Source organism: Allobosea sp. UNC402CLCol, from assembly GCF_000745475.1.
GTDB classification, from domain to species: Bacteria; Pseudomonadota; Alphaproteobacteria; order Rhizobiales; family Beijerinckiaceae; genus Allobosea; species Allobosea spartocytisi.
Genome location: NZ_JQJJ01000015.1, coordinates 77,441 through 92,862 on the forward strand (window position 1 = coordinate 77,441; position 15,422 = coordinate 92,862).

General features: G+C 65.2%; 15 protein-coding genes. 13 read left to right on the plus strand and 2 right to left on the minus strand.

Annotated features, from left to right (window positions below):
- Positions 1-25 precede the first annotated feature (25 nt).
- Positions 26-940 (plus strand): LysR substrate-binding domain-containing protein, encoded by a 915-nt coding sequence (locus tag GY40_RS20465; protein ID WP_038366237.1) that lies wholly within the window; start codon positions 26-28, stop codon positions 938-940.
- Here the strand turns inward: GY40_RS20465 and GY40_RS20470 are convergent.
- On the minus strand, positions 930-2,471 hold the full coding sequence (locus tag GY40_RS20470; protein ID WP_038366240.1) for an ABC transporter substrate-binding protein: 1,542 nt from the start codon (positions 2,469-2,471) through the stop codon (positions 930-932). The genes GY40_RS20465 and GY40_RS20470 overlap by 11 nt on opposite strands.
- A gap of 243 nt (positions 2,472-2,714) precedes the next feature.
- The gene (locus GY40_RS20475; protein WP_197062792.1) at positions 2,715-3,671 is read right to left on the minus strand and encodes an ABC transporter substrate-binding protein; all 957 of its coding nucleotides are present in this window, start codon (positions 3,669-3,671) and stop codon (positions 2,715-2,717) included.
- A gap of 179 nt (positions 3,672-3,850) precedes the next feature.
- Here GY40_RS20475 and GY40_RS20480 point away from each other — a divergent pair, with 179 nt between their 5' ends.
- The 12 genes from GY40_RS20480 (at position 3,851) to GY40_RS20535 (ending at position 15,377) form a co-directional block, all read left to right on the plus strand.
- Complete coding sequence (locus tag GY40_RS20480) at positions 3,851-4,525, plus strand: RraA family protein (protein ID WP_038366246.1); 675 nt, start codon at positions 3,851-3,853, stop codon at positions 4,523-4,525.
- Between the two features lie 6 nt (positions 4,526-4,531).
- Positions 4,532-5,578 (plus strand): amidohydrolase family protein, encoded by a 1,047-nt coding sequence (locus GY40_RS20485; protein WP_038366248.1) that lies wholly within the window; start codon positions 4,532-4,534, stop codon positions 5,576-5,578.
- Positions 5,575-6,498 (plus strand): SMP-30/gluconolactonase/LRE family protein, encoded by a 924-nt coding sequence (locus GY40_RS20490; protein ID WP_038366251.1) that lies wholly within the window; start codon positions 5,575-5,577, stop codon positions 6,496-6,498. Before GY40_RS20485 ends, GY40_RS20490 begins: the two co-directional genes overlap by 4 nt.
- Before the next feature lie 43 nt (positions 6,499-6,541).
- Positions 6,542-7,255: an IclR family transcriptional regulator gene (locus GY40_RS20495; protein ID WP_038366253.1), complete on the plus strand. Its 714-nt coding sequence runs from the start codon at positions 6,542-6,544 to the stop codon at positions 7,253-7,255.
- Between the two features lie 201 nt (positions 7,256-7,456).
- On the plus strand, positions 7,457-8,431 hold the full coding sequence (locus GY40_RS20500) for a hydroxyacid dehydrogenase (protein ID WP_038366255.1): 975 nt from the start codon (positions 7,457-7,459) through the stop codon (positions 8,429-8,431).
- A 43-nt stretch (positions 8,432-8,474) separates the two neighbouring features.
- The gene (locus GY40_RS20505; protein WP_038366257.1) at positions 8,475-9,482 is read left to right on the plus strand and encodes an ABC transporter substrate-binding protein; all 1,008 of its coding nucleotides are present in this window, start codon (positions 8,475-8,477) and stop codon (positions 9,480-9,482) included.
- A 47-nt stretch (positions 9,483-9,529) separates the two neighbouring features.
- Positions 9,530-10,534 (plus strand): ABC transporter substrate-binding protein, encoded by a 1,005-nt coding sequence (locus GY40_RS20510; protein ID WP_038366259.1) that lies wholly within the window; start codon positions 9,530-9,532, stop codon positions 10,532-10,534.
- On the plus strand, positions 10,534-11,352 hold the full coding sequence (locus GY40_RS20515; RefSeq protein ID WP_248311234.1) for an ABC transporter ATP-binding protein: 819 nt from the start codon (positions 10,534-10,536) through the stop codon (positions 11,350-11,352). Before GY40_RS20510 ends, GY40_RS20515 begins: the two co-directional genes overlap by 1 nt.
- Positions 11,345-12,235 carry an ABC transporter permease gene (locus GY40_RS20520; protein ID WP_038366260.1) on the plus strand — a complete coding sequence of 297 codons (891 nt, stop codon included), beginning with the start codon at positions 11,345-11,347 and terminating at the stop codon, positions 12,233-12,235. Before GY40_RS20515 ends, GY40_RS20520 begins: the two co-directional genes overlap by 8 nt.
- Positions 12,236-12,297: 62 nt before the next feature.
- On the plus strand, positions 12,298-13,266 hold the full coding sequence (locus tag GY40_RS20525; protein ID WP_038366262.1) for a Bug family tripartite tricarboxylate transporter substrate binding protein: 969 nt from the start codon (positions 12,298-12,300) through the stop codon (positions 13,264-13,266).
- A 151-nt stretch (positions 13,267-13,417) separates the two neighbouring features.
- The gene (locus GY40_RS20530) at positions 13,418-13,873 is read left to right on the plus strand and encodes a tripartite tricarboxylate transporter TctB family protein (protein WP_038366264.1); all 456 of its coding nucleotides are present in this window, start codon (positions 13,418-13,420) and stop codon (positions 13,871-13,873) included.
- 1 nt (position 13,874) lies between these two features.
- A complete protein-coding gene (locus GY40_RS20535) occupies positions 13,875-15,377 on the plus strand; it encodes a tripartite tricarboxylate transporter permease (protein WP_038366266.1) in 1,503 nt (500 codons plus the stop codon).
- The last annotated feature ends 45 nt before the right edge of the window (positions 15,378-15,422 follow it).

Below are 15,422 nucleotides of genomic sequence, written 5' to 3' on the forward strand. Positions count from 1 at the left end.
TCAGCCAAGGGTATTCCAAACCCTCATGCCTCGCTCGATCAACTTACGCCAGGTGGAAGCCTTTCGCGCCGTCATGGAAAACGGCACGGTCAGTGCGGCCGCGGCCGCTCTGAACGTCACCCAGCCGGCCGTCAGCAAGCTGGTGTCCAATCTCGAACTCGACACGGGGCTGCGGCTCTTCGATCGGCTGAAGGGGAAGCTGACTCCGACCGCTCAGGGCGCGCATCTCTATGAAGAGGTCGATCGGGTCTTTTCCGGGCTGCACCAGATCGAGCGCGCCATCGAGACGGTCCGCCGCGAGCAAAAAGGCCGGCTGCTGGTTGGCGTCCTGCCGGCGCTGTCGGGCCATTTCATCCAACACGTCACGATGCGCTTTTTGGAGAGCGAGGCGCATGTCTTCGTGTCGCTGATCGTGCGTGGTTCACCAGGCCTGGCGGATTGGCTGGTGACACGGCAGGTTGACGTCGGAATTCTAAATGCGCGGGTCGAGCACCCCGATCTCGAGACCGAGCCGTTCCTGAACCATCCTCTGGTCTGCATCATGCCGGTCGGGCATCCGCTCGCTCGCAAGGCGGTGATCCGCCCCGAAGATCTCCATGAACAACCCTTTGTCGGCTTCGACGAGGGGGTCGAGATCCGGCGGAGGGTCGATGAGGTGATGGCGAGCCGCGGCTGCGAGCCGCGGCTCGTTCTCAAGGCGACCACAGCTCCAACGCTGTGCGAATTCGTCGCGCATGGCCTGGGGCTATCGCTTGTCCATCCGCTGATGGCAGGCCCCGTCAAAGGGCGCGTCGTGATCCGGCGCTTCGAGCCGGCTATCGATAACCATTTCCTTCTCGCCAAAGCAACCAAGGCCCGCAATGCGGGCCTTGTCGATCTTTTCATTCAGCACGCCCGGGAATGCGGCGATCAACTGATGCGTGAGGCGCTCATCGCGTAACGCTCGTCTTCTCCGTGATCTGCGGCGCAATGTTGATCGCACCCTTCAGTTCGTAACCGTAATCGACCTTCTTGCTCCGCGCCCAGACCTGCTGAAGCTCGAACAGCGGCACCGCACAGACATCCTTGTGGATCTTGTCCTGCGCGATTTTCCAGTCCGCCATCTGCTTGGCCGGATCGGCTTCCTTTCGGGCCTGCTCGATCTCGACGTCCGCCACGTCGCAATGCGAGAAGTTGGTGATCGCGGTCGGTTTCCCCACCGTGGCGGCGGAATGGTAGAACTCAGTGAGATAGGTATCGGCGACCGGAAACCGCGCTGCGCCGTAAAACACCAGAGCGCTCGCATTCTGTCGGATCTGCTGCTGATAGGTCGGGTGATCGACGACTTTCATATCCAGCTTGATGCCAGCTTTGCCGAGCTGGTTCTGGATCACTTCCATGATCGGCAATTGCGAGGAGATGTTTGAGACGACGACGCTGAGCGTGATGCCGTTCGGATGCCCGGCCTCGGCGAGCAGGGCCTTCGCCTTGGCGATGTCGGGCTTGACGGTCCAGGAGCAGTCCTCGCCGCGATAGCCAGGCGGGACCACCGAGCAGCCTTTCTTGGCGACGTCAGGACCGACGAAGCGAACGATCTGATCAAGGTCGATTGCGAGCGCAATCGCCTGACGCACACGCAGATCATCCAAGGGCTTGATGCTCTTGTTGATGTGCAAGGTGCGGAACTCGCCCTGACCGAAGATGTCCACGATCGCCTCGGGGCGCGCCTTGACCTGGGTTACCCAGCGCTGATCCCGCCGGCCATAGATCAGGTCGAGCTGCCCGGATTGAAAAGCCAGGTCGCGGCTGCTGTCGGAAAGGACGAAGCGCCACAGGATGTCATCGATCTTGGGCGCGCCCCGGAAATAGCCCTTGTTGGCGACAAGTTTGACGTGCTGCTGCAACACATGTTCGGCGATGGCGTAGGGGCCGGTCCCGATGGGCTTGGCAGCGAATTCACGCCCCAGCTGTTCGACCGCCTTCTTGCTGACGATCATGCCGCCGTGAAAGTTGGAGAGCAGGCCGAGCAAGCCGGCGTCGGGATATTTCAGGTCGATCCTGACGGTCAGGTCATCGAGCTTCACCACGTCCGCGATGCCCGCGAAATTCGCGGCGAATGACGATGTGCTCGGGTCAGCCGCACGCTTCAGCGAAAAGACGACGTCGTCGGCAGTGAGCTCACCGAACTCGCCGTGAAACTTGACGCCTTTGCGCAAGTGAAAGGTCCATGACTTTCCGTCGGGCGAGGTTTCCCATCGCGTCGCGAGATCGGGCTCGATCTTCGCAGGATCGGCACTGCCCGGCGGGAACCGAACCAAGCCGTCGAACACGTTCGCAATCAGCATCGAGTCGAAACCGTTGGCGCGATGAGGATCAATGTTGGTGATATCGGAGGTGCCAGCGGCGACCTGGAGCGTCTCGGCCCTGAGCGGCGACAGCAAAGCTGTCGCGGCCGCGAGGCTTGCTAAGAATGCCCACGTGGTTGTCTTCATCTGCGCTCTCCCTGACGGGCTTATCAAGGCCGGCCCGGCGAGATGAGGTCAATTGACATATTTCGGCTCACCTATAACCAAACGGCATAGGCGGCTCTGTCATGAGTTCGTCGGCGCCCGGTCTCAGTTAGCCACCGGTTATCCCGAGCCCCTAGTCACGGCCTTGGCCGGCCAGCGCCAATAGCTGACCTTCGGTCCGTGCCCTGAACCGGACATTCGCTCCAGCCGGTCCGTGACTTGCGTTTAGGTGCCTTCGCCCGCCGCGACCGGGGGGAAGAACGTGTCCTGCCATTTGGCTGGCGGCGCTTTCAGTAGGCCGACCTTGGCCATGAAAGTTCCGAAGCTCATCACGCCCTTGGGCTGGACGCCCCATTCCTCCGAGACGCTCTTCAGCATCTTTTCGGTCTCGTCGAGATCCAGCGATGACTTCTCAGATTCGAGGAACATCTCGGCCGCCTCGCGCGGGTTTGCCTTGATGTAGGTTCCGGCCTCATCGATGGCGGCGACGATCGCCTTGGCAGCCTGCGGATTTGCCTCGACGAAGGAGCGCTTGCTGGCGAGCAGGCCGCTCGTCACGCGCTCGCCGAGATAGTCCGAGAAGAAGAACAGTCGCCGGACATTCGTGCTCTTCTCGACGATGTCGCTATAGGGGTGAGGCGCTGCATAGCCGCTGATCGTCCCGCCGGTGATCAAGGCCGACGTCGCATCAGGATGCGGCAGCTGGATCATGTTGGTATCGAGACGGCGTGACTGGCCCTCGCCGAAGGCCTTGGCCGCCGCCATGCGGACCAGGAGGCCCTGCTGGCCCGTGGTCGAGGTCACCGCGATCTTGTCCGTCGGCTTGAAGTCGGCAAGCGTCTTGATCTCGGGCTTGTTGGTGTAGAGCCCGTTATCGCCCGCTACCAGGGCAGCCAGTCCCCGGATCTCGATGGAGCCTCGTGTCTTCTCGGCTGCGATCAGCATTCCGGGCAGGCCATAGGCGCCGATATCGATCGAGCTGCTGATCAGCGCGTCGTTGATCGCCGGAGCGCCACTGATCTTCTGGGTCTTGACGGTGAGATTAGGCAGCCCCGCCGCCGCCCCCTGCTTTGCGAAGAGGCCGAGCTTCTCCGCGACCGTCACTGGCAAATAGGCATATCCGTACTGGATCGCCATCGTCACCGTCGCGGTTTCAGCCGCGCGGGGACGCACCATCGTCATGGCGGTTACCGTCGCGGCAGCTGAGCCGGCCAATAGGGCCCGGCGCGAAAAAAGAGCTTGCATGTTTCCTCCGAAAGTTATTTTTGAAACGTCGTTTCAAAAAAGCTATTCCGCATCGCGGCGCCCTGTCAATCGGCGACGATCACCGGGCACCGCCGAGCGGATCAGGGAGCCAAGGGATGGTCGGATTTCGTGTTCTCAAGCGGCGCCGCCAGGTGTCTGCAGACGTCGTCGAGCGCTTCCGCGCGTTGCCGGTCGCCAATGTCAGCGACGCGATGTCCCGCATGACGGCGGGTGGAGCGAAGCTGCGGCCGCTGCATGGCGGCGGCGTCCTCGCCGGCCCGGCGGTTACGGTGAAGTCGCGTCCGGGCGACAATCTGATGATCCACAAGGCGCTCGATGTCGCATCGCCGGGCGACGTTGTCGTGGTCGACGCCGGCGGGGACCTCACCAATGCGCTCATCGGCGAACTGATGATCTCCCACGCGCAGAAGCGTGGCCTCGCCGGCATCGTCATCTATGGCGCGATCCGCGACAGCGCCTGGATCCGCGAGCATGATTTCCCGGTCTTCGCCGCCGGCGTCAGCCATCGCGGGCCCTATAAGAACGGCCCCGGCGAGATCAATGTCCCGATTGCGATCGAAGGCATGGTGATCGCGCCCGGCGATCTCGTGATCGGCGACGATGACGGCCTGCTCTGCGTGCCTTATGACGAGGTCGAGGCGGTCTATGCCGCTGCCGACGCCAAGCACAAGGCCGAGACCAAGCAGATGACCGCGATCCATGAAGGGCGCAACGATCGCAGCTGGGTCGATGCCGCGCTCGCCAAGCTGGGCTGCGAGATCGAGGCCTGATCGGCCATGGCTGCGCCGACTCATGTCCCGGTGCGGCCGGACTGGCTGGCGCTGCGCGATGAGGCGGCGCTCGACTCGGGCCTGCCGATCGTCGATGCGCACCATCATCTCTGGGATCGGCCGCAGGGCCAGCGCTATTTGTTCGACGAGTTGCTCGCCGATATGGCAAGCGGCCACGATATCCGGGCCACGGTCTTCGTCCAGAGCCGCTCGATGTACCGCCCGGACCTGCCGGAGGCGTTCAAGCCCGTCGGCGAGGTTGAGTTCGCCAATGGTGTCGCGGCCCAGGCAGCAAGTGGGCTCTATGGCCGGCATCAGGCCTGTGCCGGCATCGTCGCGCATGCCGATCTGCGGCTCGGTGAGCGGCTGGAGCCCGTGCTCGAAGCGTTGTCGCGCGCCGGCGGCAGCCGCTTGCGCGGCATCCGCAATCAGACGGCCTGGCATTCCGATCCAGCGATCGCCTCGAACCCGGTTCCGCCCGAGGAGGGCGTCATGCGCGATCCGGCCTTTGCCGCTGGGGTAAGGCAACTCGCTCATCGCGGTCTCGTCCTCGATATCTGGGCCTACCACACACAGCTCGACGAGGTGGCGGCGCTCGCTGATGCCTGCCCGGAGACGAAGATCGTGCTCGATCATTGCGGAGGCCCTCTCGGTGCAGGCCCCTATCGCGGGCGTCGCAACGAGGTGTTCGCGCAATGGTCGGCCGCCATGGCTGCCCTCGCTCGACGGCCGAACCTGCGCGTCAAGCTCGGCGGTCTGGCGATGCGGGTCGGTGGCTTCGATTTCCACGAGGCGCTGCTGCCACCTTCATCCGAACGGCTGGCAGAGGCCTGGTCGCCCTATATCCTGCGCTGCATCGAGCTCTTCGGGCCGCAGCGCTGCATGTTCGAAAGCAATTTCCCGGTCGACAAGGGCATGGTCGGCTATGGCGTTCTCTGGAACGGCTTCAAGCGGATCGTCGCAAGCTTTTCCCCTCATGAGCGGGCCTGGTTGTTTCACCGCGCGGCGATGGAAACCTATCGTCTCGACCTCTCGCTCACGGAGACAGGCTGATGTTCTTTGCGCCGCCACCCGAGGTCGCCACCACCGTGTTCACGCGCTTGCCCGATCGCTTCCGCAAGCCTCGTGCGACGGCCTGGGCCGCGGCCAATCGTGGCGGGCTTGCGATCGACTCCTTCCTCGAAGGCCCGAGCTTCGACCGGCGGGGCCGGCTGTATGTCACGGATATACCGTTTGGCCGCATATTCCGCATCTCCCCTGCGGGCGAGTGGGAACTCGTCGCCGAATATGATGGCTGGCCGAACGGGCTGAAGATCCACCGCGACGGCCGCATCTTCATCACCGACTACAAGCGCGGCATCATGTTGCTCGAGCCCGAAAGCGGGGCGGTGACGCCGTTTCTGGAGACGGCAGCCTCCGAGAGCTTCAAGGGCGTCAACGATCTCGTCTTCGCGGCGAACGGCGACCTCTATTTCACCGATCAGGGCCAGACCGGGCTGCACGACGCCACCGGCCGCGTCTATCGGCTGACACCAGAGGGCAGGCTGACGCGCCTGCTCGATACCATCCCCAGCCCCAACGGCATCGTCATCGATCCCGACATGACGCATCTGCTGATCGCCGTGACGCGGGCCCAGCAGATCTGGCGCCTGCCACTCAACGACAGCGGCCTGACGACGAAGGTCGGCGTCTTCGCACAATTGCATGGCGGGCTCGGCGGGCCGGACGGTTTGGCGCTCGATGCCGAAGGCGGGCTCATGATCGCCCATACCGGCTTCGGTTCCGTCTGGCGCCTGTCACGCGCGGCCGAGCCGCTCCTGCGAATCCGCTCCTGCGCCGGGATCTCGACCACCAATCTGGCGTTCGGCGGACCGGAAGGACGCGATCTCTTCATCACGGAATCGCAGACGGGCTCGATCCTGCGCGCCAAGCTCGATGTTGCAGGATCGGCGATGTTCTCGCATCAAGACTGAAGGCGGCCGCGACCTGGAAGCGGCGTCGCGGAGGCTTGGAACCATGCTCGACAAGAAGGCGAAGGCGCGACCGAAGCTGGAGGGCGTCGCATCGGCCGACAGGCTGCTGACGGTTCTCACCGCGTTCCGCCGTGGCGACGATGCGCTGGAACTCAGCGAGCTGGCGCAGCGCACGCAGCTGGTGAAGAGCACCATCATGCGCCTGTGCATCTCGCTGGAGCGTTTCGGGCTGATGGAGCGGCTCGACGACGGCCGCTATCGGCTCGGCACCGAGATCGCGCGGCTGGGCTCGGTCTATCTCCAATCCTTCGCGCTCGAAGCCCATGTCATGCCGGCGCTGGAAGCTCTGGTGGCCGCCTCCGGCGAGACGGCTTCCTTCTATATCCGCCGCGGCGACCAGCGCCTGTGCCTGTTCCGGGTCGATTCGCCCTCGCCTTTGCGGATGCATGTCCGGCCGGGCGATCTGCGGCCGATGGATGCCTCCTCGATCGCACAGGTTCTGCGTCGTTTCGATCCCACCAGCAGCGCCGAAGACAAGGCCGTCGAGACACCGATCTATTCCAGCGGCGTCACCGATCCGCATGTCGCCTCGATCGCCACACCGGTCTTCGGGGCCGGTGGGCGGCTGCTCGGCGCGCTTGCGTTGACGGGGCCGGCCTCACGCCTGACGAGCGAAAGCGCGGAGAAGATCGCCCCGGTCCTCAAGCAATCGGCCGGCGTGCTGACTCATGCCCTCGGCGGCGGACTCGATCCATAACGATTTTTTTGAAACGCCGTTTCATTTTATCTTTGCTTCCCTGCTCGGCCGTGCTAGGTCGTTGCAGATGGGACGGTCTGCAAGCCGCCCGGCGAAGAGGCGCAGCAAGCGCCCGATGCCGCAGGGAAGAAGCGCCAGGTCCGCCGCAGAAGGGCGCCGACCACACCTTCCTGCCATCGGGCTGCGAGGCTGGAGGGAAACATGGCTGCCACGATCATTGTCACGGGTGCGGCGCTGGCGAAGCCGGCGATGGATGCCGCGGAGCGGCGCGGCGCCCGCATCATCACGGTCGCGCCCTACACGCCGCCGGCCGAGATCGCCGCGCTGGCGGTCGCCGAGAAGGCGGACGCGATCATCGTCCGCGCCGCCCATGTCACCGAGGAGGTGATCAAGGCCGCGCCTTCGCTCAAGGTCATCGTCAAGCACGGCATCGGCGTCGACACGATCGACCTCGCCAGCGCGACGCGCCACCGCATCCCCGTCCTGATCACCCATGGCGCCAACGCGCAATCCGTCGCCGAGCACACCTTCGGGCTGATGTTCGCCGTGGCGCGCCAGAGTGCCTGGCTCGACGCCCGCATGCGCGGCGGCCACTGGGACAAGGCGACGAGCTTCGGCAGCGAGCTTTCGGGCAAGTCGCTCGGCGTCGTCGGGCTCGGCAGCATCGGCTCGGCGCTGATTGAACTGGTGCGCCCGCTGCGGATGACCATCCGCGGCTACGATCCCTTCTTCCGCGGCAAGCTCGACGGCGTCGAGATCGTCGAAGACCTCGATGCGCTGCTGCGCGAGAGCGACATCGTCAGCCTTCATGTTCCGCTGACGGCCGAGAACCGCAACCTGTTCGACGCCCGCCGCCTCGGGCTGATGAAGCGCGGCGCCATGCTGATCAACACTGCCCGGGGCGGCCTGATCGATCATGAGGCGCTCGCGGCGGCCCTGACGAGCGGTGCGCTCGTCGGAGCCGGCCTCGACTGCTTCCCGGTCGAGCCGCCGAAGGAGAACCCGCTGTCAGGCCTGCAGAACGTGGTGATGACTCCGCATGTCGGCGCCAACACCCGAGAAGCGGCCGAGCGTGTCGGCGTGCGCGCGATCGAGCAGGCGCTCGATGTGATCGAGGGCAAGCCCTTCGATCCGCGCGCCAACGTCAATCCGGACTACGCGGGGGCTGCCGCCTGAAGAGCGCCCTCGAGAAGCCGCTCTCTACTTTGGGAGGATACTGATGAATCAGATCTCGCGTCGCAGTGTCTTGAAGGGCAGCCTCGCCACCTTCGCGGTCGGCGCGCTACCGATCCGGGCACGCGCAGCCACCACCGTGACGATCGCGATGCAGAACGGCATCGGCTATCTGCCGATCATCGTCGCCGACGCTCTCGGGCTCTTCGGCAAAGCAGTGGAGGCGGCCGGCGCGCCCGGCACGCAGGTCGTCGTGAAGAAGTTCAGCGGCGCCCCCGCCATCAATGACGGGCTGCTGTCGAACACCATCCAGCTCGGCGCGATGGGTACGCCCGGCATGCTGGTCGCCTGGGAGAAGACGCGCGGCTCCTACGACATCCGCGGCCTGACGCCGCTCTCGATGGGGCGCTACGCGCTCTACACATCGAAGCCGGAGGTGAAGACCGTCGCCGACTTCCCCGACAGCTCCCGCATCGCCGTGACCGCGCTCAACACGCCGCAGGCGATCCTGCTGCGCATGGCCGCGGAGAAGCAGCTCGGCGAAGCCGGCATCCGCCGCTTCGACAAGATGATGGTCAGCCTGCCGCATCCGGATGCGGCGACCATGATGGCCTCGGGCTCGACGGCGATCGACGGCTATTTCGCCAACGACCCCTTCATCACGGTGCTGGAGGCCAATCCGAAGCTGCACGTCGTGACGACGTCGGAGGAAATCCTCGGACATCCCGCGACGAGCGGGCTGCTCGCCACCACAGGCAAGTTCATGACCGAGCAGCCGGCGGTGGCGAAAGGCATCGTCGCGGCGATCGCGCAGGCCGAGGACTTCATCAAGGCAAAGCCCGCGGAGGCCGGCGAGATCTATTTGAAGTCGGAGCCCTTCAATCTTTCGAAGGACGCGCTGACCGCGATGATCCGCGACAACAAATGGTCGACCGAGCCGCACGGCATCATGGCCTATGCGAGCTTCATGACGAAGATCGGCATGCTGAAGAAGGCCCCCGCACGCTGGCAGGACACCTTCTTCGCGCCGGTCGCGAACGGTGCCGGCGACTGAGCCGGCAGGCCAAAGCAACAAGCAAAAAACGACGAGGAGGAAGCAGGATGATCCACCCCTCACGCCGCACCGCGCTCACGCTCGGTGCCGCCGCCTTTGGCGGCCTGGCGTTGCCCGCCCGCGCCCAGTCGAAGAAGTCCGTCACCATCGCCATCCAGTTCGGCACCAGCCATCTGGCGACCACCGTCGCCGACAAGCTCTCGCTCTTCGCCAAGCATGCAAGGGAGAACGGCATCAGCGACACGATTTTCGCCGTCCAGCGCGTCAGCGGCTCGCCGGCGATCAATGACGGCATCTTCAGCGGCAATCTCGAGGTCGGCGCCTATGGCCCGACCGCGCTGCTCGCCGCCTGGCTGAAGACGCGCGGCTCCTTCGACATCAAGGGCATCGCCGCCTGCAACGAAGCCGTTCTGACGCTCTACACCAACGATCCTTCGGTGAAGTCCGTCTCCGACATCAAGCCCGAGATGCGCATCGCGGTCACCGCAACGACCGCGCCGCAGGCGATCCTGCTCAGGATGGCAGCGGAGAAGGCCTTCGGACCCGGCCAGGCCGGACGCTTCGACAAGCAGATGGTGATCATGCCGCATCCGGATGCGACGGCGGCGCTGATCTCGAAGGCCGCGATCCAGCTCTACTTCGCCGCCCCGCCCTTCATCTCGACGCTCGAATCGTCGGGCAAATGCTTCAAGGTCGTCGACGGCAACGACATCATCGGCCGCTCCTATTCGGGCGCGCTGCTCGGCGCGACAAGCAAGTTCGCGAGTGCGAACCCGGCCGCGGTCACCACCATCGTCGCGGGCCTGCGCGAGGCGATGGATCTGATCAAGTCGAACCCCGCCCAGGCGGCCAAGCTCTACATGGAGGTCGAGAAGACCGCACTCACCCCCGCCGAGGTCGAGGCCGCGATCAAGGCCCAGACCTTCACCGTCGAACCGCAGGGCATGATGGCCTTTTCCGGCTTCATGCAGCGCAACGGGGAGCTCAAGGAAGCGCCCGCCAAATGGCAGGACATCATGTTCCCGCCGGTCAGCCAAGGACAGGGAAGCTGATGCTCGCGACCGAAAAGATGCCGGGCGTTGCCGTCCGGGCCGGAGTGCAGACGCTGCTGCAGGTCGATGGCGTGACCCTGCAATACAAGACCCGCGACCGGCTGGTCACCGCGACCTATCGCGTCTCCTTCGACGTCAAGGAGCAGGATCGCTTCATCCTGCTGGGCCCCTCGGGCTGTGGCAAGTCGACCCTGCTGAAATGCGTCGCCGGCTTCCTGAGCCCGACCGAAGGCACGATGACGCTCGACGGGCGCGTCATCGACCGCCCCGGCCCGGACCGCATGATGGTCTTCCAGGAATTCGACCAGCTCATGCCCTGGCTGACGGTGCTCGATAACGTCATGTTCGCGATGCGCCGCTCCGGCCGCTTCCCCAAGAACGAGATCCGGGATCGCGCCCGCCGCGCGACGGTCAAGGTTGGCCTTGAGCGCTTCCAGGACGTCTATCCGCACATGCTCTCCGGCGGCATGAAGCAGCGCGTCGCGATCGCGCGGGCGCTCGCCATGGAGCCGCGCATCCTGCTGATGGACGAGCCCTTCGCAGCGCTCGACGCGCTGACGCGCCGGCGCATGCAGGAGGAACTGCTCGAACTCTGGGACGATGTCCGCTTCACGCTGATGTTCGTCACGCATTCGATCGAGGAGGCGATCATCCTGGGCTCGCGCATCCTGGTGCTGACGCCGCATCCCGGCCAGGTCCGCGCCGAGCTCGATGCCACCGCCTACAGCCACGAGCACCAGGGCGACGCGGAGTTCATGGCCTTCAACCGCAAGATCAACGGCATGCTCTTCGGCATGCAGGAGACGGCCCATGACTGACGCCACCGTCACGCAGCTGCGCAACCGGCCGCGCCCGGATATCGAGCGCGAGCCGGAGGACATCAGCCGGATCGGCGAGATCAGCCGGCCCATCGGTCTGTGGGAAGGCATCTTCGCGATCACGGCGGTGCGCCGCGCTCTGGTCCTGGTCGGGCTCGGCATCGCCTGGGAGGTCTACGCCCGCTGGGTCGGCAACCCGCTGATGTTCCCCTCGCTCAGCGACACGCTCTCAGCCTGGTGGGCGGACATGTCGTCGGGCCGACTGCCGGGCGCCGCCGCAAGCTCGCTGCGCGTGCTGCTGATCGGCTACGGCACCGCGATCGCGCTGTCGGCGGTGATGACGACATTGGCCGTTTCGACCCGCGTCGGCACCGACCTGCTGGCGACGCTGACCGCGATGTTCAATCCGCTGCCGGCGATCGCGATCCTGCCGCTGGCTCTGCTCTGGTTCGGGCTCGGCACCTCCAGCATCGTCTTCGTCATCGTCCATTCGGTGTTGTGGGCGGTCTCGCTCAACACCTTCACCGGTTTCCTCTCGGTCAGCCAGACGCAGCGCATGGCCGGGCGCAATTACGGGCTGGGCGGCCTGCGGCTCGTCATCTTCATCCTGATCCCGGCCGCGTTCCCCTCGATCCTCGCCGGCTTGAAGATCGGCTGGGCCTTCGCCTGGCGCACGCTGATCGCGGCGGAGCTCGTCTTCGGCGTGTCCGGCAATGCGGCAGGCCTCGGCTGGTACATTTTCGAGGCCCGCAACGCGCTGGAGACGGCGACCGTCTTCGCCGGCCTGCTCACCGTCATCCTCATCGGCCTCGCGGTCGAAGGCATCGTCTTCCGCTCGATCGAGGCTGCGACGATCCGCAAATGGGGGATGCAGAACCACTGACCACCCGAAGGAGAAGGCCGGGCGGCCGGCTGTCTCCCACAAACATAAACGGAGGAAACATCATGAAGCCCATGCGCACTCTCGCGGCAGCCGCGCTGACGGCCTTGCTGGCGGGGCCTGGCGTCGCCCAGGATTATCCGACCAAGCCCATCCGGATGGTCGTTCCCTTCCCGCCCGGCGGCGGCACCGACGTGGTCTCGCGCGTGGTCGCGCAGAAGCTCGGCGAGGCGACGGGCTGGACCATCGTCATCGATAACAAGCCGGGCTCCGGCGGCAGCGTCGGCCTCGGCCTCGCCGGCAAGGCGCCCGCCGACGGCTACACCATCGTGATGGCGCAGAACGCCAACCTCGTGATCAACCCGATCCTCGGCAAGGCGAACTACGACCCGATCAAGGATTTCGCGCCGATCGGGCTCAGCGCCTCGGCGCCGCAGGTCCTCGTCGTCGCCAAGGATTCGCCGATCAGAACCGTCGAGGACCTGCTGAAGGCGGCCAAGGACAAGGGCGGCAAGCTGACCTTTGCGTCCCCCGGCATCGGCACGAGCTCGCATCTGGCCGGCGAATTGCTGCAGCAGCTCGCGCAGGTGAAGTTCCGGCACATTCCTTACAAGGGCGCGTCGCAGGCGCTGCCGGATCTGATGGGCGGTCGCGTCGACTTCTATGTCTCCTCCGTTCCCTCGGTCTCGGTGCAGATCAAGGAGGGCGTGCTGCGCCCGATCGCGCTGTTCGCGACCAAGCGCGATGCCGAGTTCCCGGACGTGCCGACCTTCGACGAGAAGGGCATCAAGAACTCAGATGCCGCGACCTGGTGGGGCCTGGCCGCTCCGGCAGGCACTCCGGCTGAGATCGTGACCAAGATCAACGCCGAGCTCAACAAGGTGCTGAAGGACTCAGACACGCAGGCGAAGCTGCGCGCGGCCGGTGCAGAGGCGACGGGTAGCAGCGCGGGCGAGTTCGCGGCGCTGATCAAATCCGACGTGCCGAAATGGACCGCCGTGATCAAGACGGCCGACATCAAGGTCGCCGACTGAGCTGCGGGCGGCAGCTCCAGGCGCCCGTCGTCCTGACGCGCCGTGCCGGCTTGGGACACGTCGATCCTGGGACCCAAGCCGGCCCATCTGCGCTTTCTCATTCAAGACACGCCATGAGGCCGCCGCTGTCGCTGGCGCGCCGGGAGGCTCCATGAAGCTCAAATCGATCTCGAACCAGGACGCCATTGCCGGCCTGATCTTCATTGCGCTCGGGGCCATCGGGCTCGTCATCGCGCTCCGCTACAGCTTCGGCACCTCCGTCGAGATGGGGCCAGGATATTTCCCGCGCGCGCTCAGCATCATCCTCATCGCTTTCGGCGCGCTCATCTTCATCCGCGGCCTGCGCAGCGGCGTCACGCTCGAGGGGATCTGGGCGTGGCTGCCGCTCGCCTTCATCACCCTCTCGATCGTCCTGTTCGGTGCGACGATCGAGCGGTTTGGCCTGGTACCGGCCGTGATGCTGCTCGTCGCGGCCTCGGCCTATGCCGGCCACGAGTTCAAGCTGCGCGAGGTCTCGGTGCTGGCCGTGATCATGGCGGTGTTCGCGACGGCCGTCTTCGTCTGGGGCCTGCGACTGCCTTACCCGCTCTTCGCCTGGAACCTCTGAGATGGAATTCCTCGATCACCTCATGCTGGGTTTCGGCGTCGCGATGTCGCTGCAGAACCTGGCCTATTGCTTTCTCGGCGTGCTGCTGGGAACGCTGATCGGGGTGCTGCCGGGCGTCGGTCCGCTCGTCACCATCTCGATGCTGCTGCCGATCACCTTCGGGCTCTCGCCGGTGGCATCCGTCATCATGCTCGCCGGCATCTATTACGGCGCGCAGTACGGCGGCTCGACCACGGCGATCCTGGTCAACCTGCCGGGCGAAACTTCCTCGGCCGTCACCTGCCTCGACGGCTACCAGATGGCACGCCAGGGCCGCGCCGGAGCCGCGCTCGCCATCGCCGCTTTGTCCTCTTTCGTTGCCGGCTGCATCGGCACGATCCTGATCGTCGCGCTCGGCGTGCCGCTGGCGGGCTGGGCATTGCGCTTTGGCGCGGAGGACTATTTCGCGCTGATGCTGCTCGGCCTCGTCGCGGCATCGGTCCTGACCCATGGCGACCTTCTCAAGGCGCTCGCCATGGTCATCCTCGGCTTGCTGATCGGGCTCGTCGGTACGGATGTCAATTCCGGTATCGAGCGCTACACCTTCGGCCTGCCCGAGCTAGCCGACGGCATCGGCTTCACCGTGCTTGCGGTCGGCATCTTCGCAGTGGCAGAGGTCGTCTCGAACCTGGAGCAGAAGGAAACCCGCGAGGTCTTCACCAAGACCATCGGCGGACTGCTGCCGAGCTGGAGCGACCTCAAGACCGCCGCATTGCCAACGCTGCGTGGCACCGCGATCGGCTCCTTCTTCGGCATCCTGCCTGGCACCGGGCCGTCGATCTCCTCCTTCTCCTCCTACATGGTCGAGAAGAAGCTTGCCCGCGACCCCTCGCGCTTCGGCAAGGGTGCGATCGAAGGCGTCGCCTCGCCGGAGGCGGCCAACAACGCCGCCGCGCAGACCGCCTTCATCCCGATGCTGACCTTAGGCATCCCCGGTACTGCAACGATGGCGCTCATCCTCGGCGCGCTGGTGATGAACGGCATCCAGCCCGGGCCTTCGGTGATGACCCGCAATCCGGAGCTTTTCTGGGGCGTCGTCGCCAGCATGTTCATCGGCAATGCGATGCTGGTCGCCCTGAACCTGCCGCTCGTCGGGATCTGGGTCCGCCTGCTGACGATCCCCTATCGCTGGCTCTTCCCCGCGATCATCCTGTTCTGCGCGCTCGGCAATTACAGCCTCAACAACAGTTCAATTGACGTCTATCTCTGCGCAGCGGTTGGCATCCTCGGCTACGTCTTCGCCAAGCTGAGCTGCCCGCCCGCCCCCTTGATTCTCGGCTATGTGCTCGGGCCGATGATGGAAGAGAACATCCGACGCGCACTGCTGCTCTCCGAGGGCGATCTCTCGATCTTCGTGAAGAGCCCGATCAGCGCGACGCTTCTGGTCATTTCGGGATTGCTGCTGATCAGCATGATCCTGCCGGCGATCCGCGCTAAGAAGGAACAGGCCTACGCGGAAGGTTAGGTTGGGTGCCCTTTGCGCTACTTGCTGACATTGAGCGCCTGCCCG